22 protein-coding genes and 2 tRNA genes are annotated in these 22,972 nt (G+C 48.1%); 9 read left to right on the forward strand and 15 right to left on the reverse strand.

Going from position 1 to position 22,972, the window contains the following annotated elements; all coding sequences use genetic code 11:
* The first annotated feature begins 103 nt into the window (after positions 1–103).
* Complete coding sequence (locus ACZ5PW_RS05790; protein WP_464558829.1) at positions 104–814, forward strand: aspartate/glutamate racemase family protein; 711 nt, start codon at positions 104–106, stop codon at positions 812–814.
* A 60-nt stretch (positions 815–874) separates the two neighbouring features.
* Here the strand turns inward: ACZ5PW_RS05790 and ACZ5PW_RS05795 are convergent, their stop codons facing one another.
* Positions 875–1,489 carry a LysE family translocator gene (locus ACZ5PW_RS05795; protein WP_464558831.1) on the reverse strand — a complete coding sequence of 205 codons (615 nt, stop codon included), beginning with the start codon at positions 1,487–1,489 and terminating at the stop codon, positions 875–877.
* Positions 1,490–1,580: 91 nt separating this feature from the next.
* Between ACZ5PW_RS05795 and ACZ5PW_RS05800 the strand changes: the two genes are divergently transcribed.
* Positions 1,581–2,807: an MFS transporter gene (locus tag ACZ5PW_RS05800; RefSeq protein WP_464558833.1), complete on the forward strand. Its 1,227-nt coding sequence runs from the start codon at positions 1,581–1,583 to the stop codon at positions 2,805–2,807.
* Positions 2,808–2,830: 23 nt separating this feature from the next.
* On the opposite strand, the gene ACZ5PW_RS05805 is transcribed toward ACZ5PW_RS05800, so the two are convergent.
* Positions 2,831–3,496: a class I SAM-dependent methyltransferase gene (locus ACZ5PW_RS05805; protein WP_464558835.1), complete on the reverse strand. Its 666-nt coding sequence runs from the start codon at positions 3,494–3,496 to the stop codon at positions 2,831–2,833.
* A gap of 101 nt (positions 3,497–3,597) precedes the next feature.
* On the opposite strand from ACZ5PW_RS05805, the gene ACZ5PW_RS05810 reads away from it, so the two are divergent.
* A complete protein-coding gene (locus tag ACZ5PW_RS05810) occupies positions 3,598–4,044 on the forward strand; it encodes a nucleoside deaminase (protein WP_464558837.1) in 447 nt (148 codons plus the stop codon).
* Between the two features lie 279 nt (positions 4,045–4,323).
* On the opposite strand, the gene ACZ5PW_RS05815 is transcribed toward ACZ5PW_RS05810, so the two are convergent.
* The 10 genes from ACZ5PW_RS05815 to ACZ5PW_RS05860 all read right to left on the reverse strand — a co-directional run bounded on the left by ACZ5PW_RS05815 (position 4,324) and on the right by ACZ5PW_RS05860 (position 12,795).
* Positions 4,324–4,399 (reverse strand) — tRNA-Thr (locus tag ACZ5PW_RS05815).
* 153 nt (positions 4,400–4,552) lie between these two features.
* Positions 4,553–4,629, reverse strand: a tRNA-Pro gene (locus ACZ5PW_RS05820).
* Positions 4,630–4,857: 228 nt separating this feature from the next.
* The gene (locus tag ACZ5PW_RS05825) at positions 4,858–6,189 is read right to left on the reverse strand and encodes a sigma-54-dependent transcriptional regulator (RefSeq protein WP_464558839.1); all 1,332 of its coding nucleotides are present in this window, start codon (positions 6,187–6,189) and stop codon (positions 4,858–4,860) included.
* 15 nt (positions 6,190–6,204) lie between these two features.
* Positions 6,205–7,701, reverse strand: a complete 1,497-nt coding sequence (locus ACZ5PW_RS05830) for a PAS domain-containing sensor histidine kinase (protein ID WP_464558841.1) — start codon at positions 7,699–7,701, stop codon at positions 6,205–6,207.
* 120 nt (positions 7,702–7,821) lie between these two features.
* A complete protein-coding gene (locus tag ACZ5PW_RS05835; RefSeq protein WP_464558843.1) occupies positions 7,822–8,508 on the reverse strand; it encodes a hypothetical protein in 687 nt (228 codons plus the stop codon).
* Position 8,509: 1 nt separating this feature from the next.
* Positions 8,510–9,790, reverse strand: a complete 1,281-nt coding sequence (locus tag ACZ5PW_RS05840) for a sulfite exporter TauE/SafE family protein (protein WP_464558845.1) — start codon at positions 9,788–9,790, stop codon at positions 8,510–8,512.
* A 53-nt stretch (positions 9,791–9,843) separates the two neighbouring features.
* Positions 9,844–10,236, reverse strand: coding sequence for a response regulator (locus tag ACZ5PW_RS05845; protein WP_464558847.1), 393 nt, complete (start codon positions 10,234–10,236; stop codon positions 9,844–9,846).
* A complete protein-coding gene (locus tag ACZ5PW_RS05850; RefSeq protein WP_464558849.1) occupies positions 10,208–10,624 on the reverse strand; it encodes a response regulator in 417 nt (138 codons plus the stop codon). The genes ACZ5PW_RS05845 and ACZ5PW_RS05850 overlap by 29 nt, the downstream gene beginning before the upstream one ends.
* 30 nt (positions 10,625–10,654) lie before the next feature.
* Positions 10,655–11,086: a response regulator gene (locus ACZ5PW_RS05855; RefSeq protein WP_464558851.1), complete on the reverse strand. Its 432-nt coding sequence runs from the start codon at positions 11,084–11,086 to the stop codon at positions 10,655–10,657.
* 17 nt (positions 11,087–11,103) lie between these two features.
* The gene (locus ACZ5PW_RS05860; protein WP_464558853.1) at positions 11,104–12,795 is read right to left on the reverse strand and encodes a sensor histidine kinase; all 1,692 of its coding nucleotides are present in this window, start codon (positions 12,793–12,795) and stop codon (positions 11,104–11,106) included.
* Between the two features lie 601 nt (positions 12,796–13,396).
* Between ACZ5PW_RS05860 and ACZ5PW_RS05865 the strand changes: the two genes are divergently transcribed.
* The 5 genes from ACZ5PW_RS05865 to ACZ5PW_RS05885 all read left to right on the forward strand — a co-directional run bounded on the left by ACZ5PW_RS05865 (position 13,397) and on the right by ACZ5PW_RS05885 (position 16,274).
* Complete coding sequence (locus ACZ5PW_RS05865; protein WP_464558855.1) at positions 13,397–13,789, forward strand: response regulator; 393 nt, start codon at positions 13,397–13,399, stop codon at positions 13,787–13,789.
* 19 nt (positions 13,790–13,808) lie between these two features.
* Positions 13,809–14,573: a DUF1538 family protein gene (locus ACZ5PW_RS05870; protein ID WP_464558857.1), complete on the forward strand. Its 765-nt coding sequence runs from the start codon at positions 13,809–13,811 to the stop codon at positions 14,571–14,573.
* Between the two features lie 64 nt (positions 14,574–14,637).
* Positions 14,638–15,417: a DUF1538 domain-containing protein gene (locus ACZ5PW_RS05875; protein ID WP_464558859.1), complete on the forward strand. Its 780-nt coding sequence runs from the start codon at positions 14,638–14,640 to the stop codon at positions 15,415–15,417.
* A 101-nt stretch (positions 15,418–15,518) separates the two neighbouring features.
* Positions 15,519–15,866: a P-II family nitrogen regulator gene (locus ACZ5PW_RS05880; protein ID WP_464558861.1), complete on the forward strand. Its 348-nt coding sequence runs from the start codon at positions 15,519–15,521 to the stop codon at positions 15,864–15,866.
* A 12-nt stretch (positions 15,867–15,878) separates the two neighbouring features.
* Positions 15,879–16,274 (forward strand): CBS domain-containing protein, encoded by a 396-nt coding sequence (locus tag ACZ5PW_RS05885; RefSeq protein ID WP_464558863.1) that lies wholly within the window; start codon positions 15,879–15,881, stop codon positions 16,272–16,274.
* A gap of 331 nt (positions 16,275–16,605) precedes the next feature.
* Here ACZ5PW_RS05885 and ACZ5PW_RS05890 read toward each other — a convergent pair whose 3' ends face one another.
* Positions 16,606–19,194, reverse strand: a complete 2,589-nt coding sequence (locus ACZ5PW_RS05890; RefSeq protein WP_464558865.1) for a PEP/pyruvate-binding domain-containing protein — start codon at positions 19,192–19,194, stop codon at positions 16,606–16,608.
* Positions 19,195–19,493: 299 nt separating this feature from the next.
* Positions 19,494–20,288 (reverse strand): hypothetical protein, encoded by a 795-nt coding sequence (locus tag ACZ5PW_RS05895; RefSeq protein ID WP_464558867.1) that lies wholly within the window; start codon positions 20,286–20,288, stop codon positions 19,494–19,496.
* Positions 20,289–20,525: 237 nt separating this feature from the next.
* Between ACZ5PW_RS05895 and ACZ5PW_RS05900 the strand changes: the two genes are divergently transcribed.
* A complete protein-coding gene (locus ACZ5PW_RS05900) occupies positions 20,526–21,305 on the forward strand; it encodes an EF-hand domain-containing protein (protein WP_464558869.1) in 780 nt (259 codons plus the stop codon).
* 126 nt (positions 21,306–21,431) lie between these two features.
* On the opposite strand, the gene ACZ5PW_RS05905 is transcribed toward ACZ5PW_RS05900, so the two are convergent.
* Positions 21,432–22,586, reverse strand: coding sequence for an iron-containing alcohol dehydrogenase (locus tag ACZ5PW_RS05905; RefSeq protein WP_464558871.1), 1,155 nt, complete (start codon positions 22,584–22,586; stop codon positions 21,432–21,434).
* Positions 22,587–22,972: the final 386 nt, after the last annotated feature.

The following is a 22,972-nucleotide window of genomic DNA, read 5'->3' on the forward strand; positions in this document are numbered from 1 at the left end:
TCAGTACAGATTTTTGTGATAATTGCTATGAGCGGATCATTGATTTCACCGGAGGGACATGACTTTATTGGTACACAATCATATTAAACCTTAATGGAGAGTAATGATGATAAAATTGGGAATGCTTGGAGGGATGAGCTGGGAATCGACCGCTGTTTATTACAGAAAGCTGAACGAAGGAATTCGCAAATGGCTGGGTGGTCTTCATTCCTGCCCTGTGATTATGCACAGCGTGGATTTTGCCCCTTTTGCTGACAACATGAATAAGAATGATTGGACTTCAATTACTGCCGATTTGATAAGCGCAGCCAGAAGTGTCGAGAGCGGTGGAGCCGATGCTCTTGTTATTGCTACAAATACTATGCATAAGGTTGCTCCGGAGGTGCAGGACGCTATCAATATTCCACTGCTTCATATGGCGGACGCAATTGCTGGCGGGGCCGAAAAAGCAGGTGCTTCTAAACTCGGGCTGTTGGGAACGGCTTTTACCATGGAGCAGGATTTCCTGTCTGGTCCACTTAAAGAAAAGCATGGTCTAGATGTGTTTGTGCCTGAAAATGAGGGAAGGGCTTTTGTACACCGCACAATTTTCGACGAGCTTTGCTGTGGTAAAATTTTAGAGCAGACCAGAGCCGGTTATATTGAGCTTATCGATAAGCTGGTTGGGCAGGGTGCTGAAGCAGTTGTTCTGGGCTGTACAGAAATTGGGCTGCTTGTCCGTGACGGAGATGTGGAAGTCCCGCTTATCGATACGGTTGACGCGCATGTGGAATTGGCTTTGGAATTCATGATTAAACAGGGCAATATTAAGTAATATTGATAAAAAAGGGAGCCATAGTGACTCCCCTTTAGATTTTAGAGTATAGTCTATTTTTTATTCAGCTACAACCGCCACGCCTGACCCAATAAGCACAGATCCGGCTCCACGGTTGGCAATTCTCCAAATTCTCGGGTTGCGAATAGCTTTACGCCCTTTGTTGCCGATCCACGCGTAGCCCAGCAGAACCGTAAGCACCGTTGGAATCACCGAACAGACTACTATGATTACGTCTGTTGCATTCAAGGCCTGCAGATCCATGAATCCGGGAAGAAAACCACAGTAAAATGCAATCAGCTTAGGGTTTCCCAGAGAAAGGCACATTCCGGCAAAGAAGGTTTTAAGAATACCCTTTTCGCTTGGCAGTTCTGTATTTTCCGTTGCCGGTGGCGGGGCCATCCAGCATTTAATTCCAAGGTAAATCAGGTAGGCAGCGCCTACCCATTTTAGAACCATGAATCCGGTCCCCATCTTCTGGGCAACGAAGCCCATTCCGAAAATGGCCAGCAGAAGGTAGATAAGGTCACCCAGAACTAGCCCTACACACCAGAGGCATGAAGCCTTGAAGCCGCGTGAAACAGACTGTGCCATGATAGACATGACTCCGGGGCCGGGGACAGAAGAAAAAATAAGAACTGTAAAAATCAGAGTAATAGTTGATGTGATGGTCATTATTCTAGTCCATGATTGATTTTAGCTTCCTTGAATTATTGTTTCTACATCCGGGATTTTTCCGGGTCCAGCAAAATATTGATTGGCTCAAATGCATAAGCCGATTATCAGAACCATATTACCTGAACTTCTAATCAAATTCACTATGACCATAAAATCACAGGGCTTGCCTGTTTTAGAGTTTATTGTCCTTTGCAGTATTGTCTTTCTGGGTGTCTGCAATATTTCGGTTTATTACAGCCTTCATGTTTACCTGCAGGAGCTTGGGTATTCGAATAGTTTATCAGGATTTATAATAAGTGCGTATTCGCTGGCCGGAATGTTCATGTACGCCACGGTCAGCAGCCGGATTACAGTGGCAAATGCTTACAGGTTTATGTTTTCCGGAATGCTCTTGGTTATTGCGGGAGGATGCGGATATCTGTTTCTGGATGGTTTTCTGGCTTTATCACTGCTTAGGATCGGGCAGGGCGTGGGAATGTTTCTGACACTTGCGCCCTGTGTGGCGTTGCTCGTTTCAATGATCAGCCCTGAAAATTCGGGTTCGGCGTTCAGCCTCTACTCGACTGCTCTGTTGCTGCCTTATTCACTGCTTCCTGATATTTCAGAGAGACTCAGTCCATATGTGCCAGAGGTGACATGGATCTACGCAGGAACAGCGGCCCTTATTCCTCTTGCGTTTTTTCTGACTCTTTTTTTGAGAAAGCGCACAGTGACGGCTGATACGAAGAAAAAAAGCGGGACGGGGCTGATTACAACCCGTGAGTCCTATGCGAACCTTGCGCGGTTGAAAATTATTGCTGTGCTGGCTGCCAATGGCATTTATTTCATGATTTTCACCGGACTGTTCTTTCTTTTTCAGGATTTTGCTTATTCCCGGGGGATAGAAAAGGCAGGATACTTTTTTACCGTTCAGATGGGAGTAATGATTGCCATACGTCTTTTCGGCGGAATCGTTTTTGACCGCATTTCAAAGCGCAAGCTTATCTTTACAGCCTTCATGATAACAGCGGGCGGGTTTCTCCTGCTTAGAGGGCTTGATAGCGGCCAGATGATACTTCCCATTGCTGTTGTATTCGGGACAGGAATGGGGTTAAGCGCTCCAGCCCTCAATTCTTTGATGTTTACAGTCAGTGAACCGCGCTTCCGCGGTTTCAATGTAAATATGATGATGTTTACAGTTCATCTCGGATCATTTCTGGGTCCTCTGGTGGGGGGGATAATCGTCGATCTAGCCGGATACGATGGATTCCTGAGTTCGGCATCAGCCGTGACAGCTGGGGCTGCCGTGATATTTATGCTGATCAGCAGAAAATAAGGAACTGATAATCCATAACGGGGTTAGGTGCGGGCGTTGGGTTTACATACATATATTGCCCTGTATGCTGGTTCTCTGTTTTCCACTTTGAAAAAATTACGGTTGAAATAGTCACTGACCTTGTCTTTCAGGTCCTCACGCAGTCTGTGCATGGACAGTTGCATGGCCATCCATGATGGCAGACAGGCGTTGGGGTACCGTTCAAAGCTCATTTCGAGCGAGATGAGTATTTCTTCTATGGCCCTAGGGGCGGGCAGTCCGTGTTCGCGATGTTCCTCCAGCCACATGTTTCCGGTCATGTTGAGGACAAACTGTTCAGTCTCTTCTGCCTCTTTGACCGGAAAAGACAGGATCAGTGCTGTGCGTGTCACTCGTGCCAACTCTCCTATAAAGTAAGTCCTTTCTTCCGGGGGCACATGCTCCAAGACATCCAGGGCTGTTACAATATCAAAAAAGCCGTTTCGAAACGGCAGGGGCGGTTCTGTTGACAGAATCTTTTCATCCCAAGGGCGGATTTTGTGTTTGGGCAGAAAGCGGGAGAATTCTTCATCAAAGCTCCCAACATCCAGAATTCGGAGCCCAGTTCCCAGATTCAACCCGTGAATAAGATCTGCCACAGCTTGAAAGCGCTGGTAGCGGTCATAGTAGGTGGCATAGCGTTCTTTCAGAAATGCACTTTCTTTTGGCAATGATTAACTCCTTGAGGGTGAAGCAATTTGCTGAGCTGATCTCTTTTTCTGGCAGATTTTATCAAAAAACACCATACTGCAAAAATATATAGGAGATTAATATGGTTGAGAAAGACAGTGAGTTCATGGACGAGGCTTATAAACTTGCCAAAAAGAGTTATGATGAGGGAGGTCTGCCTATCGGGGCGGTTCTGGTCCGGGATAGTGAAATCATCGGGCGTGGACATAACCAAAGGGTGCAGAAAGGTGATCCCATAGCTCATGGAGAAATGGACTGCCTGCGCAATGCCGGGCGCCAGAAGTCCTATAAGGATACGGTTCTGTACACGACTCTGTCTCCATGCATGATGTGTTCAGGAACAATCGTGCAGTTCGGAGTGCCGCGTGTGGTAATAGGGGAGAACAGAACCTTTGGCGGTAACGAGGAATTTCTGAGATCAAAAGGCGTGCAGGTTGATATTCTTGACCATTCTGAATGCATTTCGCTGATGGAGAGGTTGCAGGATGAGAAGCCAGAATTATGGGCTGAGGATATTGGAGAAGATTAAAACTTGTAAAAGGTCCTCGGTCATTAGTTGAAGGGGACTTTTTTTAAAAAACTAAAATGAAGTCTTAATTAGTTCATGTCACCTTCTTTGAATTCTTTGATTGACATTTTTTTGCTCTTTTTTTGTCAAAATCATCGAAGAAATCAATCTGTTCCTGATTCAGGCGGCTGGTGATGTTCTGGTCGTTCCAGAAGAGCTTTTCTGTCAGTTCCGGGGCAATTTATTTTATTGAACGTAAAAAAGCCCTTACAGAAAAAATCTGTAAGGGCATGATTTCGCTGGAGCTTCCGAGCAGGATTGAACTGCTGACCTCGTCCTTACCAAGGACGCGCTCTACCGACTGAGCCACGGAAGCATCCGGTTATATAGTGGCCTTCTTTAGCGGTAATGTCTTTTAAGACACGCTCAACTGCTGATGCAGGAGCTTCGTCGAAAGCCTTGGGTGACTGTGTGGTCAAAAGAAGCGGGCCGTAATTTTCTTACGACCCGCGGGGTATTCTTTTTGACGTGGTCGGGATGAGAGGATTTGAACCTCCGACCCCTTGAACCCCATTCAAGTGCGCTCCCAGGCTGCGCTACATCCCGACGTCACGAGGAGGAGTTCTATGGAAATGTGACGATCAAGTCAACAGTTATTTTAAGAAAAACTGAAAAAAGTTCAATTTTATGTAAAATTAAGGGTTTGATGACCAGTTCCTGAGGATTAAATCGACCTTGGAAGACAGCCTGCAGCATCTGGAAAGGCAGACTTGGAGTATGTTTCTGTTCTCCTATCCCAGTTTATTTTCAATTCATAAAATTGTTCCGGCAGGTTTATTGAATCTCCATCCTTTTCAGTTTCTCACGCAGGGTCTTACGGTTTATGCCAAGAATTTCTGCTGCCCGGGTTTTATTGTTATTGGTCATAGTCAGAACATTGCGGATATGTTCCCGTTCCACATCTGCCAGAGAGCGGTCTACACGGCTGTCCACCGGCAGGCTGAAGCGCATGCTGGGTGGAAGATCATTCACTTGAATCGGATCATGGTCGACTATTACCACCAGCCGCTGAATGAGATTTTCCAGTTCCCGGACATTTCCGGGCCATGCGTAATTGCGCAGGGCCTGCAGAGCCTCGTCTGTCATGCCGGGGGTTGGACGCTGCATTGCCTTGGAAAATTTAACCAGAAAGTTGCTGACCAGAATCAGAATATCATCCCCACGCTCGGCAAGGGATGGGACCGGAATGTCGACCACATTCAACCGGTAGAATAAATCCTCGCGAAAAGAGCCGTCCTCAACCAGTTTCTTCAGGTTTTTGTGAGTTGCGGCAAGGATTCTGGTATCAACCGTGTGTACCACACTTGACCCGACCTTGCAGAATTCCTTGGATTGCAGCACTCGCAAGAGTTTGGCCTGCATGCTGGGGCTGGCATCGCCTATCTCATCTAAGAAGACTGTACCTCCGTTGGCAATTTCGAAAAAACCGGCCCGGCCTTCCTTGGCTCCGGTGAATGCTCCCTTGACGTGGCCGAAAAGCTCACTTTCAACCAGCGAATCTGGAATGGCGGCACAGTTCACAGGAACAAAAGGAGCCGCCCTGCGATCACTGTGGTAATGAACAGCCCTTGCTACCAGTTCTTTTCCTGTCCCGGAGTCTCCGGAAATGAGAACGTTGGCATTCGTGGATGCCGCCTTGCCTATGCGCCGGAAAACCAACTGCATACCCGGAGATTTTCCTGCGATACCGTATGTCCTGTCCGGATTATCAACCGTGTTTACTGCCCGCCTGCGGTTTACCCTTTCCACAATGCGGTCCATAGCGGTAAGCAGCTCTTCCGTGGTGAAAGGTTTGGGCAGGTATTCACCTGCCCCGTCCTTGATTGCCTCAACAGCTCCGGATATTGAGGGATAGCCGGTGATCATCATTATTTCTACGTCGCGATGGTTTTCACGCACGTGTCTGATGAGGTCCAGTCCGGTGGCCTGAGGCATTCGGAAATCTGTAATGACTATATCAAAGTCAAACTCATCAAGCAGGGGCAGGGCCTCTTCAACACGCAGACTGGTAAGTACATCGTATCCGTTGCTTTCAAGATTTCTTTTAAGCACTTCAAGAGTGCTTTTGCTGTCATCTACTGCGAGAATCTTTATTTTACCGCGCATTTTCCGTCCGTGAGATTATTCAGTTGGCAGGTTTTTCTGCTGGCAGGGGAAAGCCACTTCAAAGCAGGTCCCCTGACCCGGTTCACTATGAACCTGTATAAAACCTTTGTGAGCTTTAACTATTCCAAGGACAACCGACAGGCCAAGCCCGGTACCTTTGTCCACGTCCTTGGTGGTGAAAAAAGGATTGAAAATTTGTTTCAGTTCATCTTCAGGGATTCCGGGGCCGTTGTCTTTAACCACAATGTATGCATCATTTTCGTTATTGAGGGTCTTTATGCTCAGCTCTCCACCTTCGCCCATGGCCTGAATGGCATTAGCCGCAAGGTTGACGATAACCTGCTTGATATGCTGCGGGTCAGCAGAAACCACCGGGAGGTTTTCATCAAAATCACAGGTGATCTTGATGTTGCTGCGCTTGGCAGCTGTTTCAGTTATGCGCAGAGCTTCGCTTATTGTTTCATTCAGATTTGTGGGAATGAACTGCGGCGGAAGCTGTCGGCTGAAAAACATTATTTTTTTTATTATCTCACGCGCATGCAGTGAAGAGTCAACAATGCTCTCAAGGTCCGAGCGAACCTGTTCCGGCAGATCTGGTGTCTGCTGGGCGAGCTGTGCATAACCCAGTATATTGGCCAGAGGTTCGTTGATTTCATGGGCTACTCCAGCGGAAAACTGACCTATTTTGGCGAGTCTGTCTGCCTGTCGCAACTGTTGCTCAAGTTCCTGTTTGGCTGTTCTGATTTCTTTTTTCGCGATAATTATGGATATCTGCTGGGCTGTAGTTGTCAGCAGGTCCTTTTCGTCATCAATGAAAGTCGACTCACCGCTGCCTTTTTTCCCATTATTTTCTACTGCCACCGTGATGGAACCGCGAATATCACTGCCCGATTCTACGGGTTCCACAAGAATATTCTCTGTTTTGGTGAAATTCTCTGTTTCAAAGCTCAGGCTCCCCACTCTGAGTCGTACGTGGGTTATTTCCGGATTCTGAAATCCTGAGGGAAGTAGTTTAACTATTTTATCGAGTGTCTCCTTCAGGCTCAGGCTGGAATCGCCGCCGAGTTTACTGATTTCGAACAAGCAGTTCAGTTCTTTGTTGCGTTCAATCAGGTTGAATCTTTCCTGAAGCAGTCCTTTTTGTCTGAGCATGTGGGCGGTTACGTCCTGCCCTACACAGAGAATACTGATTATACTTCCGTCAGAATCGCTAAGTGCTTTGAGGTTCCAGTCGATATAGACTTTTCCTCCATCCCGAGAGCGTATATTGCCTGAAATCCGGGAAACGCTTCGTTCTCCGGCCTTATCCAGAATCTCTTTTCTGGCGGAATCACGCTGGTCTTCAGCTATGAAAGTGTCAAACCAGTCCTTCCCGGCCAGTTCCTTCATGGAATATCCGGTCAGTGATTCCAGCCGGGAATTACCGTGAATAATTCCGCCGTCCAGATCAAGGGTAACCACTATCCCGTGGCTGAGTTGCATTATAGTATCGTAATATTCCTGAAGATTCATATTTCCGTCCTCATTCTTAAATAATAAGGCGAATATAGATGGTAGTAAAGAGTGTACGGACGATCCGGTACTGGAGGGAACCGGATCGTCCGCCGTTCTAAGGGAGGTACGTTTCGGTTCTTAATGACCGATATTCAGTCCCCATCCTTCGAAAACAAAGAGGATGGCGAATCCGTACCACAATGTGTATACCACGTAGAAGACAAGTGAGAAGATGACCAACCAGAGCTCGTCCATAATGTTGAGCGGCTCAATTTCGTAGTAATTGTAAGCTGTCTCTACGGCTTTTTTCAAAACGGTTGATGTTACCTTGGCGATCTTGAATTCTTCCTGAGAGTTCAGGGATTTTTCCATAAGGCCGAGACTGGTCCACCAGTTGAATGTGGTTCTGCGGGCTTCAATTCCATATTTGGACTGAATCTCTTCGGCTCTGTTATGGTACATAAGTTCCGCGTCTTCCAGACTGGTGTTCAGCATGGAGGCAATAGGTCCGCTGACTTCAAGATTGCTGCCGTTAAGGCTTGTTTTTACGCCCGCCTGCTGGAACAGCTTTTCGGACTGTTCGGCCTGAACCTTTGTGCTGAATTTCAGGTTAAGGGTTACATCTTTGTTGCTGATTCCTTTGACTTCTTCCCGCAGTGGTTCAATATAGTTTACCGAACCCTTGGAGATGGAGTTGTACATCGCATCGAGGTAGGCCATGGCATTCTTGCCGTCAAAGATAGGCTGGAACATTACGACCAGCACCGCGAAGAATAGGGCGAGCAGGGTCAGACCACCGGTGAATTCTTTTTTGTTGACGATCATTTTAGTGTGCTCCTTCTACCTTGAGATTCTTGATATTTTTGAGGAATGTCCCGATTACCCATACCGAGAATCCGCCGATAACCACAAAGAAGGCCCAGATTCCTATGGTGTTCAATATATCTCCCGTTGCCGTTGAAATGGGGATATATCCCATTTCTCCGAGTTTTCCGGGCAGTGCAAATATACGGTTAACGAAACCTGCCAGAACTGCCATGGCGTAGAAGCCGCGGATGGTTACCCCGGGAACGACCTTGGTAACAAGTGCGCCGATCTGGATTCCCAGAAGTGAACCGAGCAGCATGCCCATGGCCAGAGTGTAGAAGATAAAGCCGTAAATGGCATACTGGCTGATGGAAGCAAATCCCGCGGTAAAAACGATCTGGAATATGTCAGTACCTACAGTGGTCATGGACGATACACCAAGTACGTATACAAAGATGGGGAAGGTCAGAAAACCGCCGCCCACACCCATGATACCTGCAGCCAGACCGACAAGAGCACCGGAAAGGACCAGGAATATCCATGAGATCTGACGTCCGCCGGGAGTGAGGTCCTGGTCAAACTTCACCATAGGCGGGAAGTTTATGGATTGCAGGGACTTGCATATAGACCCGAGGTCCGCGCCTTCCCCGCCGCCGTGTGCATCGCCGCTGAAGCCGGACTTGCGTGCTTTCAGGTAATCATACATGGCGTAAGAGCCGAGAAAACCGAGCATAAGTGAGTACACGGTGGTAATAAAAGCATCCGAAAGGACTGGATTGATTTCGTAAAGCACGCGGTTGATTACACCACCTGCAGTAGCGCCCACAATGGCTCCTATGAGGAATACCACTGCCAGCGGAACCGATACGTTACCCATCTTGCGGTGAATGACACTTCCCATGATCGCCTTGGCGAAAATGTGAAACAGGTCTGTTCCTACCGCAAGAATTCCTTTGATTCCTGCACTCATCAGAGCGGGAGCGATAATGAACCCTCCGCCCGCTCCGATACAGCCTGTTATCAGTCCGGCCCCCATGCCGATGGCGATGGAAACCAGAAAGATTCCGAAGCTGTAAAAAGCGGGGCTGTATGATTTCTTGCCGCCGAGCAGTTCTGGGAGAACAGGTGCAAGGTCATCGGCGAAAGCAATACCGCCCAGAATAACGGGAATGAGCATCAGCCCAAGAAGCATGCGCAGCTTTCTGCTGCCCATGATCGTCTTGGCATTGTCTATTTCCCAGCGGGCCATGTATCCGGCCCCGGCCATCATAAATTTACCCCATTGATTGAAAAAACCCATGGTTGTCCTCACATATTAAATTTGGTTGTTGTGCCTTCGCCCCGTCCGGTAGTTCACTTTTTGCCGTCCGGGTCTGTCTTCCTGCTTGCTGCCGCATCCGCTATCTTTTCCGTCAACTCGTCCACATCTGCCGGTTTTGTCAGGTAACCTGCCGCTCCCATTGAGAGGCATGAAATTACCAGATCCGGATTTATGTGGGCTGTGAGCATCAGGACCGCAATCTGCGGATACAGCCTTTTTATTTCTCCGAGGAGCCGGACTCCGTCCCTGCCGGGCATTTTGACATCCAGCAGAACAACATCCATCTCATCAAGCCTGAGTGTCTCCATGGCTTCACTCGCGCACGAAGCCGTGCTGACACTCATCCCCCGTTTGTCGAGCCTGCGGGCAAGAACACGGGAGAAATCCATTTCATCATCAACCAGAAGAATCTTTATCCCTTTCATCGGGAACCTCCTTCCGGGCGCATACCTGCCTGACCTTTTCAAGCAGCAGGTCGAAATCCACCGGCTTGGACAGATACTCCGCCACTCCCAGTCTGATGCTTTCCGCTGCTGCCTTCTCGCAGCCGTGCCCGGTGAGCATCAGAACAGGCAGTTCCGGGTCTAGCAGCCTGAAAATTTTCAAAATTTCTATCCCATCCATGCCTTCGAGCTTCAGATCTAGAACGGCTGCGTCAAATTCTTTTTCGCGGAGCATTCTTACCGCATCTTCACCGCGATAGGCGGTCTCTACGAGAATGCCCCGCCTGCCCATGCGTTTGCGCAGTATTTCCGCAAAGCCGACTTCATCGTCCACAATGAGCAGTCTTATTTGTTTTTTGCCGTTTATCATCTTACACCCGCCGGGCCTGCATTGCCGGAATTAAGCAATGCGATGAGTTATATCGTCTATCCTGGCCTTGACCTCTTCCTCTTCATGCTCATGAAAGAGTTTTACAGCAGCACTGATTTTTTCGATGAGGTCATCAATGGAGCAGGGTTTCATCAGGTAGTCGAAAGCCCCGTTCTGCATGCCTTCAATTGCAGATTCCACAGTGGCGTGCCCTGTGAGCATGATTACTTCAACTTTGGGATAATCTCTCTTGATCTCGCGCAGCACTACCAACCCGTTTTTCAGTGGCATTTTAACATCAAGAATTACTACTTCGATTGCCGGATTTTCGCCCAGCAGGCGCAAAGCGGTATCTCCGTCAAAAGCCTTGTGGACAGTCATGTTTCTGCGTTCCAGTCTTTTAGACATTGCTTCAACGAAAGCCTGTTCATCGTCTACGAATAGAATGGTTGCATCAATCATGGTTAATCCTCCTAGGTTTAGTCCTGACCGCTGCCGGTTTCGGGCAGGGGCAGTCTGATATTGAACCGGGCTCCAAGGCCCACTCCACTTTCAACCTCTATGTCCCCGCCCATCTGGTGAACCAGTCCGTAACAGATGGACAAGCCCAGACCGCTACCTTTGCCGACCGGTTTGGTGGTAAAGAAGGGGTCGAAAATCCTGCTGAGATAGGCCTCTGGTATTCCGGGCCCCGTGTCTGCAATCGAGATATGAGCCATGTCATCCTGAGCGTAACAGTTGATCATGAGCTTTCCGCCAGAGCTTTCCATCGCCTGAATTGCGTTGTTAACCAGATTCAGAAAGACCTGTTGGAGTTCCGAAACCGAAGCTTTTACCAGCGGCATGTTGCGGTCCAGATCAAGTGAAAGTTCGACTCTGGCGTAGCGTGCCTGCTGCATTGATATTTCTACAACTTCCTCGATCAGTGCCGGAATAGAGACTTCGGCGATTCTGGAGTCGGTCTGGCGGGCGAAGCTCAGCAGCTTGTGAGTGATATCCTTGCACCGCCCCCCCTGCGTCCGTACCTGTTCAAGTGCCCGGGAAATTTCCGGGTAGCAGGACATATTACGACCTTCATCTTCGAGCAGGTCGCTGACCCAGCCTGCTTCCTCGATCATGATCGCCACCGGGTTATTGATCTCGTGGGCAATTCCTGCGGCCAGTTCACCAATTGAAGCCAGTTTGCCGGTTTCAACCATCTGGCGGTTCATCATCTCACTTTCTTCATCAATGGCTCTAAATCTATTTATTAGTTTTCTTGAAAGATATACGGCCATTACGATGATGCTGAGACCTCCGGTCATAAATATTACAAGGGTGAAGAACTCACTACGAATCATGGCCGAGAAGGCATCGTTCACGTTTTGCTGGTAGACCAGTTTCCAGTCGCCGTCTTTGAGCAGAGAGGTTACGGTTATGTATTTCTCTTTGTCGCTTCCTCTTGAAAGCTGAATAGTAACGCTCTCATTGAGGTTGGGGCTTGATATGGTCTTATATGGAGTCAGCACGAGGTTGCTGTCCCGGTTGGCCGGCGGTCTGGTCTGGAAGGTTCCCTTTGTATTCAGAATGTAGGCATATCCGGTTTCTCCAATGCGTATGTTCTCCACCAGATGGGTAAAAGCCAGAAAGTCGATGGTAGCGCGAAGCGTCCATTCACGCTCTCCGTCACTGCTGTTAATGGCTATGATGAAATGCGGAGACTGCCGGAGCCCCATGAATACATCACTTATTCCGGAAACTTTGTTTCGGCTGGTCAGATACCAGTCGGCATCAGAGTAATCTGCCCCGAGCAGGTTGAAAGGTCCCGCGTAGGCAACCTGTCTGCCGTTTTTATCTATTATTCCAAGATCCACGAAGATACGTCCGTACTGCTGCTGCATTGACTTGAGTGTTTCTTCAAGAAAACGGGGTTCACTGAGCTGGTCGTATGTGAACGCACGGGTCAGGAACTGTATTTCGGCCTGCTTTTCGTGCAGGAAGTTGTTTACGTTGTCCTTGTGCTTATCCACGACTTCGGCAAGGTGGGCATATACCTTTGCGCGGTATATCGATCTGAACTGATCGAAAATCAGCCCACCCACAAGAATCAGTGGGGCACTGGATACCGTGATGACGATCAACGCAATCTTGCGTGAGAGTCTGTCGTAGGATGTTTTCTTTTCAGTCTGCATATCTTTTCTCACTGCCTTCTGGCTCGAGTTTTCGACTGGTTATTACGATTGTCTCCAATACCCCTTGAGCAATCACTGTGCCATAAATCACAACCGGGAAGCTTTGTCCGGTCTATGGTTTTGTCTATTTAACGTACTGTAATAAAATACTTTGTTGTCTTAGATCTCTAGGGTGTATATATAATGTAGCAAGGAGGAAGGTTCGTCATGGCAAGTGCATGATTGAGGGAGATACTTTGAGGAAACGGTTCTTATTGTGCCACTGGTACAAAATGAACCAAATCCGTGTTTCGGGGTCCATTGCCCGTCTCTGTTACAGTTTTCACAATTCAACAGGCACTGGCTTGTGTTTGGCGGGGTAAAAGTACCCGGTTTAGTTGATTCGAGAATGCAGACAATTGATTTGTTTTAAGAGGCAGTGGTATTTTTTTTGTTATAAGTCTGGTATGTTTGATTGTGAAGATTGTTCTTTTCGAGAATATTGTTCATTTATTACAGTCTTTTGAGTGTTGAGGACGGTTTTAGTGGCGGTAGGCTTTTAGAACTCTTTTTCAAGGTTGGCATGTTCATTGTAAGATTACGTGCAGTTATGGAGGGAGCCATGAAAAACATTCGAGTGCTTCTAGTTGACGACGAGGAGGTATTCTCCTCGGTTTTGGCTAAAAGATTATCAAGGAGATCTGTGGAGATTACCACAGCTCAATGTGGTGAAGAGGCTCTGGGCAGGCTCGACAACGAGGCATATCAGGTAGTTGTTCTTGATATGAAGATGCCGGGAATGAATGGCTTAGATGTCCTTAAAATGATCAAGGCTCGTCATCCTGAGATTGAAGTTATTCTGCTGACGGGGAATGCCGATATGGGCAGTGCTCTTGCTGCCATGAACGAGGGGGCCTTTGATTTCATGCTTAAGCCCGCGAATACTGAAATTCTTATGAACAGAATTGTGGATGCGGCCCAACATAACGGAATATTAACTGATAAAGCGGTTTAAAGGGACTCCCAGAGATATTATGAGCAACAGTAAACCGGCATTTTCTGCGCGCAGAATAACCTTGGCAGTGTTGAAAAAACTATGGAGTTCTTTCAAGGATCTTCTGCCTATTATTCTGGTGATTGCTTTCTTTCAGATTGTTGTTCTCAGGCAGCCTCTGCCGAACATCGGTGAGGTGGCTTTCGGCGGCCTTCTTGTTGTTCTCGGTTTGATGCTTTTTATTCAGGGGCTTGAAATGGGTCTTTTCCCGATAGGAGAGGAAATGGCCCGTGCTCTGGCGAGAAAGGGTAGTCTGTTCTGGCTGTTGAGTTTTGCTTTTCTACTCGGTTTTTCGACCACGGTTGCGGAACCCGCGTTGATCGCCGTTTCGGCGGAGGCTGCCGATATTGCAGCCCGGGGCAATCTGATCCCCCCGGGGGAGGATGCCTTGAACAGTTATGCTCTGGGGCTGCGGATGTCTGTGGCTTTTTCAGTGGGAGTGGCCATTCTAATTGGAGTTCTTAGGATACTGCGCGGTTGGCCCGTACATTATCTGATCATAGGGGGCTATGTGGTTGTCATGCTGATGACCCTGGTTGCTCCCAAGGAAATTGTAGGAATTGCCTACGATGCCGGTGGTGTTACCACCTCCACCGTCACCGTTCCTCTTGTAGCGGCCTTGGGAGTGGGTCTGGCTTCTATCATCAAAGGGCGCAGTCCGCTTCTGGACGGTTTCGGACTGATCGCCTTTGCCTCCCTCCTACCTATGATCTTTGTTATGGGGTACGGGTTGATCGTTTTCTAATATTCAGGCTGCGGGAGATGCCCCCCGCGGCCTGACAAAATTTTAAAGAGAGGAAAGCGCGGTAATGACATTCCTGATTGAATTCGGACAGGTATTACTTGCTACGATAAGGGATATCCTTCCTATATTGATTCTTATCACGTGCTTTCAGCTATTTGTGTTGCGGCAGTCCATCCCCAATCTGCGCAGTCTGATTGTGGGAGGTGTATATGTTGTGCTGGGACTGGCGATGTTTCTGATCGGCCTGGAAAAAGCGCTGTTTCCAGTAGGCAGGATCATGGCGACCCAACTCTCCGCGCCTTCGCTTCTGGCGGGCGAAGGCGGGGTCGCCGCCCTCAGTGACTGGACTTCTTACGGCTGGGTTTATCTTTTCGCTGCCATGATCGGTTTTTCAACCACAATTGCCGAACCCTCACTGCTAGCCGTGGCAATCAAAGCCAAGGAGGTTTCCGGTGGGGTGATAAGCCAGTGGGGACTTCGCATTACTGTTGCGGTTGGGGTGGCTATAGGTATTTCACTGGGAGCTTTCCGTATTGTAACCGGTACTCCTCTGTACATATATATTATGGTCGGATATATTATAGTGATAATTCAGACTTTCATGGCACCAAAGAAGATAATACCTCTGGCTTATGATTCCGGAGGAGTTACGACTTCAACTGTGACCGTGCCCCTTGTGGCCGCTCTCGGACTGGGGCTTTCGGAAGCCGTCCCGGGACGTAATCCTGCCCTTGACGGATTCGGTCTCATTGCTTTTGCGAGTCTGTTTCCTATTATTACGGTTATGGCTTATGCCCAGTTTACGCATTTTCTTGCTTCCCGTAAGCGGAAACCGGGTTCGTAAACTGCTGGAAGGGGCCTTTTTAAAATTTTGATTGATAGGTACCACTGTTTTCGTAAAGACGATACGAAACTAGCCAGACCTGTAAAATCAGGGAGGAAGAAATGAAGTTCAAGATTATTCTTGCACCGGTCAAACCTGATAAAACCGATGCAATTGTAGATGCGGCCAAGGCGGTGGGCGCCACCGGCGCGACAATTATCCCCGCAAGAGGAACCGGAATGCGTGAGGCTAAGACTTTTTTCGGGCTTACACTTGAAGACCAGACTGATATAGTTCTTTTTTTGTTGGAGGAGCATCTGGTCAAACCGGTAATGGATGCAATAAAGACCGCCGGGGAGTTTCATAAGCCGGGAACGGGTATTGCTTTTGTGCTTCCGGTGGAGAATGTGCTCGGCATGGAAAGCCAGATTGAAGCTTTCAAAGAGAAAGTGCGCAAGAGCTACTTTTAAAGGGAGACAGATATGGGTTCAGTTGTTGTAAGAGTTCAGGATGTGATGAGCAGCGATGTTCAGACCGTTGACGGTATGACCACGGCCAAGGAGGCCGCTGAAATAATGCGTTCCATGAAAGTTTCCGAGCTTCTGGTCAGCAAGAGAAGTGAGGATGACGCCTGGGGGATAGTCTCGGTCAGCGACCTTGTGCGCGAGATCCTTGTTCCTGGACGAGAGGCAGAAAATGTTTACATATATGAGATAATGACCAAGCCCGTGATAACCGTTCCCTCCCGGATGGATATCAGGTACGCGATTCGTCTGCTGCATCGTATCGATATACAGAGGGCTCCGGTGGAAGACATGGGCCAGATCGTGGGGATGGTAACTCTTCAGTCTCTCATCCTTGATAATGACCTGCTTTAGGCTGTTAAGCTGTAGTCCGGGATCTCTATAATATTTTATTCAGGAAGGAAATTATGTGGGGAATTTATTCAGCTTTGAAATCTGCATTCAATCGAAAGCGCAAGTGCCCGGATTGCGGAAAAGTAAATATTGTAAAATATGAAGATAAGCTGAAAAAAATAAAATGCGCAAAATGCGGTAAGGAAATACCCCCGCCCAAGGATCAGTTGTAGTTTGCAGAATTTTTTACGGACTTGATCCGGATCGACATACACAACCCGACTGTTGACCACACCAGCAAGTGCAAGTCGGACCCCGAAACGGCGGATTACCCCATCCGCCGTTTCATTTTTCAGGTAATATCCCTGTGTTCAAACATTTTAAAATCATTCAGAAATTTCTGTCTGTATTTTTCGACACTCGAAGGGCTGGTCATAATCATGTCCAACTGTCGGGTGTGGGTTATCAGATAACCGAGAATCTTGAGATGGAATTCCATCTCTTCCCGGTTGAATCCTTCCAGCCGGGCCGTGAGGTTATCTTCCCGTATACGCACCCGGAAGTCCATTTCTTCAAGTATGCTGCCGATGAAACGTGCCCGCAGGATTCTTCGTTCAGGATTAGCGGCTCCACCTTTGAACTGGAAGCTGGCATAGTTTTCCGAAGTTCGCTCACCTACAAGAGATTCCACTGAACAGAAGTGAAAACCGAAACGTGATTGCAGGCAACAGTAGTTTTCCGAAATCATGAAGTAATTCTTCTGGGTGTAACTGGATTTGGCCGCAACGTTAAGGTTGGGGTTCATTGTGGCCTCGAACATTACCGCCATCAATCCTTTGCCGTGGATAGCAGGCGGACCGTCCCACGGTATGGCCTGCATTCCGGCCCAAAGCGCGCGCATGGGTATTGAACGTACATGTTCCATGAAGACACACCTGGGGTTGATGTCCCCGTCTTCGCTTACTCCGTTTCCGAGATCCAGAATCCAGAATTGTTTGGGAACATTACAGATAAGTTGTTTTGAGGCAGCCATGATATGTTCATCGCTTGCCCCGAAACCGAACATTTCGCGTACCGCCATCTCATGACAGAAGCGCATTATATCGTGAATGGTTTTGCATCTGGAGGGGCGGAAATCCGGTGAGTCAGGGTCAGTCAGGTTCAGGCGTACAATATTTCTTGCCGCCTTGCGCAGTGCTGCCTGAACAGGGCTTCCCTTCATAAGCCGTTTGCGTGGTTTTTCTGTAAGCAGCTCTTCCACCGGTCCTGCGTAAACTGCATGACCATCGGCATCAACTGTCAGAATCTGTCCTTCCTCCAGTTTTTGCAAGGCATCTCTGACTCCGAAAAGAGCCGGAACCCCGAATTCCCGGGCTACATTGGCAAGATGACCGGCCATGCCTCCCTGTTCTGTAATTACCGCGCTGCAGCGGTCAAGCAGTGCCGCCCGGCTGGGCAGGGCCTGTTTCAGTATCATGACTCCACCATCAGGGAAAGCCAGCTTATCGGCACTTTTCCTGATCGGGTAGGCAGGGCCAATGCCGACTCCGGGACTGGCTGTCCGCCCTCCTGACAGCAGAGGCGCAGGTAGGCTGGAATTGTCTGCCGAATGGTCTTTCCCGTCCTCAATCAGCATGAGAGGGCGACATTGCAGCAGGTAAAATTCACCGTTCTCAGTTATTGCCCATTCAATGTCCTGCGGCGGACCGAAGTGCTCTTCAATGCGGGAAGCTATCTGTGCAACTTCAATTGCCTGTTTGTCATTCAGGGAAGGGGACTTGCGTAAATCATCAACTTCCACTGTCCGGCAGACTCCTTCCCCCGCATCACATATGAATTTCTCTTTTTTATCTGCGATCCTTCTTTCGATAACTTTAGATGCAGGAGCCGGGCTGACAACAAATTCATCAGTCTCAGTGGATCCGTCTACGACAGCCTTGGGCAGTCCCCACACTGAATAAAGAGTGATATTGCCATCGCGGATATTAACAGGATTTCGGGAATAGGCCACCCCCGATGCGAGCGGCTCGACCATTTCAATGCAGCCGACACTCATGGCTACATCTTCATCTCTTAATCCACGGTTGTTACGGTAAGCCATTGCCTGCAATGAATATTTTGATGCTATGACTTCTTTGACCGCTTCGAGAATTGATTCGCGGTCCACGTTTAAAATTGACCTGTACTGTCCCGCGAAAGCAGCTCCCTGCCGGTCTTCACCAAGAGCACTGGAGCGGACTGCAAGATTTACATTCTCACCGAGTTCGGCGCAAAGACTGTCATAGGCGGTGTAGATAGCATCGGATACATCTTCAGGTAATTCTGTTGCCATTATCAGGCTCATTATAGAGGATGAGACCTGGAACACCTCATCCCTGTTCTGGAAATCAGAGGCCTGAATCCTTCGGTCTATTTCCTCCTGCATCCCGTTGACTGCCATAAATTTATAAAAAGACGCCGTGGAAACCACAAAGCCAGACGGAATTTTTAAACCTAGGTTGTGTCCGGCTTCTCCCAGCATTGCCATTTTGGGGCCGCATAAGTCTGCCTGATCCCTTCCAATCTGATTAAGCGGCAGGACTAGTTCTCCTTCTCCCGAATAGTGAACGGGTTCAATCTCTTTGGAAATGCGTTCCTGAATTTCGTTGTATGCGTCAAAAAGCCTGCTGTATCCTCCGGGGTTAAGCTCATTCAGGTGCTTGATCATCTGGTAGGTGGATACGGATATACGAGTACACAGTGCCCGGACATAATGCATCCCGTAGGGTCTGAAGCCACGAAGTGATTCTTCAAGTTCCGCAATATATTCATGCGTACTGGTGTTGGCCTGTATGAGCAGGCGGAAATGGTTATAACGGTCAGTTAACAATTGCCGGGCCTGTTCCGGGTCCATAGTTTTTTTTTTCTTTTTCACGAACGGAAGCCAACTGAACAAACTCATTCTCATTAATCCTTACTTTTTCGGGTATAGTCATGGTCGCAACACAGTGCGGAGATTGTAATTGTGCATAATAAGCATACCCTGCAATTGACTGATCCCGCAATAAAAACCGGGATGTCGGATCGTTTTCAAGGGAACGCTGGTCGCTGACATAATGTATTTGGGGATTGAATTTTCCTGTCTGTTTGTTGAAATCCTAATTAATGAGGCCGCCATATCAGAGATATCGCGGCCCTTATATGGTAATCCACCGCAGAAACGCGGCGGTTGGACGGTCAAAATCAATGTTGATGCAGTTATTAATGATTCAGACGGTTTCCCCATACTCTGTTGCCGATCTGGTTTTTACCTTCCAGGCGGCTACCGTCCGGAGACATTTTAAGAGTGTCAACCCATTTTCCGTTGCTCCAGGTTATGATGAAAGTGCGGCTATGGGGATCTGCGCATCTCCAACTGTTACCATTCCCGGGCATTCTTCCATTTGGATAAAATTCAGCAACAGAACCTGTGAACCATTTCCATTTTCCGATTATCATACTGCATGGATCAGTATTCGAGCTGTAAGGGTCATTGCCGGAAGTCGGCGGAGGAGAGAAGCGCAGGCTGGTGACACTTTGATAAACAAGGGTTTGATATTGTTGTGCAAACTGTTCAGCGAACACCCCGATTGCCACAACAGCACCTCTGTTAGCATAGGAGTAAATAGCATAGGCATGCAGAGGATTCCCATTATAGTTGGAGTTGTACTCTCTGAATATTGCCGGATGCCCGTCAACCATTACGTTGCGGCTTGAAATTCGGTTCTGAAAATATACACCGCCCCGGTTTAATATTCCTCTCTCCATACCGTCAGCTATCGCCTGCAGACCGGGGTTGGCTCCTTCTGCTGCATATACTTCGACAAATGCGTTGCGGTCCGGCGAGATGACCTGCTTTTTCAGGTCGTTTGAGAGTCCTTGCGTGTTATGGGTCCAGCCGTTCGGAGTCTGAATCCAGAAGTCATATTTCTCATAGGCTGAAGCTTTTCCCTGAAAAAGAAAGACTGCAAAAAGGGTCATAATTATAGTTGCGTAGAAAAAATGGCTTCTCCTCATGTTCTCCTCCGGCATTTAAAAATATAATCCTGATCTATAGTAAGCATGATAGAGCCTTTTTTGTCAATTTAAAGTGTCTTTCAAGGTTGAATATTATTTTCATCATTACATTTAAAAATTAATATTATATTAATATTTCTCAATAAAATCAGGTCTTGTAATTGCTTCAGTCTACACCGGACGGGAAATGTGGAAGTTTTTTCCTTTTCCCGACAAAACCATATATGGAGGTAGATTGTGAGTATTTCAGCCTTGGGATCTTCCGTTGCAGGAAGTCTGTTCCCTGCAAACCAGAATGGAATCAAGAGGCCTGAAGATTTTGAGTCTTCAGATGATTTTGTCAGCTCGGTAATCAGCAACAAAGACAGTGACGGTGATGGTCAGCTGAATATTGATGAGGCCGAGTTCCTCGGAGATATTTTCGACGAAATAGATTCAGATGGAGACGGAAATCTGTCTCAGGAGGAAATGGTCGCTGATCTGGAAAAGCGACAGCAGCAGATGGCTGCAATGGGCCGGATGTCCATGGCTATGGGGGGCAGCCAGCAGAACCTGCTTGACTCTCTCATGAGTGAATTGGATTCAGATGGCGACAGCCGGATCAGCAAGGAAGAATCCGGTCTTGGTGATGAGCTTTTCAGCGCTTTGGATACTGACAGCGATGGAAGCATTTCCGGTGAGGAACTGGCAGAAGGGATGAGCAGTATGCCCCTGCCCGAAGGAATGGGTAATGTTGCGGCTTCTTCAGGCTTTTCAAGCTCATCCGGTAGTTCCAGCGAGGGCTCTGAAGAAGAATACGACGAGTACGATTATAACAAGGATGGTGTAGTGACTGCTGATGAATTACAAAGAGCCTTTGCAATGGGTGATGCCTCGCTTGCCGATATGGTTGGGCAGGATAATTCTGGAAACGCTCAGGAAGAGGGGCAGTCCATGCTCCAGCGCATGGCCTTGAAGGCCTACCAGAACCAGACAGGTGAGATGTACAGCGGGACCTCTCTCGGGGCCACGGCCTAGACGAAGAAGCGGTTATTGCTTCTGTGAATGGATTCACAGTAAAGGGACATGAATTTTCAGCAAAGGAAATCTGTCGTGAACATGGAAGTGAAAAAGGCTTATCCTTCAACAGGGTAAGCCTTTGCTTTACATGGCTTTGCGTAGAATTTTCAGAAGTTCTTTTTCAGTCAGAACAACAGGGTTGCCTTTCATACTGCTGGCCCGGGCTGCCTTGGCTGCAATTTCATTGAAATCCGTTTCGGTCACCCCCAATGCTGCCAGTCCAGGTATTTCAAGATCAGCACAGAGCTCCCTGACCCATTCTATTCCATCGTCAAGAGAGGCGGATTTTCTTCCGGTAAGAATACCCGCGACCTGGCTATAAGCTTTAAGAGCAGGGTTTTCCGGCTCTCTTTCAGTTAAGGCGCGTATATTGGCTTTCATAACCTGCGGCAGAAGGGCGGCACATACTGTTCCGTGCGGTGCTTTAAAGCGTCCGCCGAGGGGGGCAGCGAATCCGTGGACAGCTCCCAACTTTGCATTCGCAAGAGCAATACCGGATAGTAGACTGGCCAGAGACATACTGCTCCGGGCTTCAATATCTTTTCCATTTATGAAGGCCGTTCTGAGGGCTCTGGCTGCATGCGCCATCCCTTCCTTACATAAGGGGCTGGTCATGGGAGTGGCGAATCTTGAAACGAATGCCTCCATAAGCTGAGTCAGAGCATCTAGACCAGTAGCAGCGGTGATGCTGGGCGGCATTGATACCGTAAGTTCAGGATCGATAACAGCCAGGTCCGGTATCATGTCACTGGATCGCATACTGACTTTCACTTTATGCTCAGAACTGAGCAGAACTGCGTTGGCGGTTACTTCCGAACCTGTCCCGGAAGTTGTGGGGACTGCAATGCAAGGTGCGGGCTTATGGTCAAGAGGTATTCCGTTTCCGACAACTTCCAGATAGTCAAGCACGTGTCTGCGGTTTGTCAGCAGGGCGGCAAGGGCTTTCCCGGCATCCAGCACGCTTCCTCCACCTATGGCGATGACCATGTCGCAACCTGCCAGTCGGGCCTGTGCCGCACATGAGGTTATGAAATCGGTGTCAGGTTCTCCACTGACACTGATCAGCAGAGGAGATTCTCCGTTGCGGTAGATTTCGTCAATCAACCATTTGAATCTCTCGGGGCTTCGTCCGGTGACCAGACAGGCTTTTTTCCCGAACCTGAGTGCGTGGTCCGGAATTGTTTTGGATGTTCCTGTTCCGAAAACGATATTATGGGCAGTGGAAAATTGAAATTGCATGGAATTATAATATCATTGGAGTGTAAAAGCGGCAATCCCCCAGAATAGGCATGTTTTTTCATAATCTGTGTAGAAATTAACTGTATTGTGACACTGTGGAAATATAAATGCGCACTCCATCTTTTATGGATTCCAGTCGTTTGCACGGTTTTCAGGTATAATTCATGTAAAACAGGAGAGTATGATGCTGGTTCGTAATATTGCAGCTTTCATGGCTGTCGTCGGCTTGGGGATTCTGATTGTAATCGGGTGATAGCCTATGCTTATCTCCCTTCCTTTTCTTTTTTTCTGCTTCACTTGCCGGATTTTAATTGCCATACATGGTATTATGATTACAGTTTATTTTTAGGATGTCATCAATGATGGAATATGACATTCTTTGATTA

The sequence above is a fragment of the Maridesulfovibrio salinus genome (assembly GCF_055394525.1).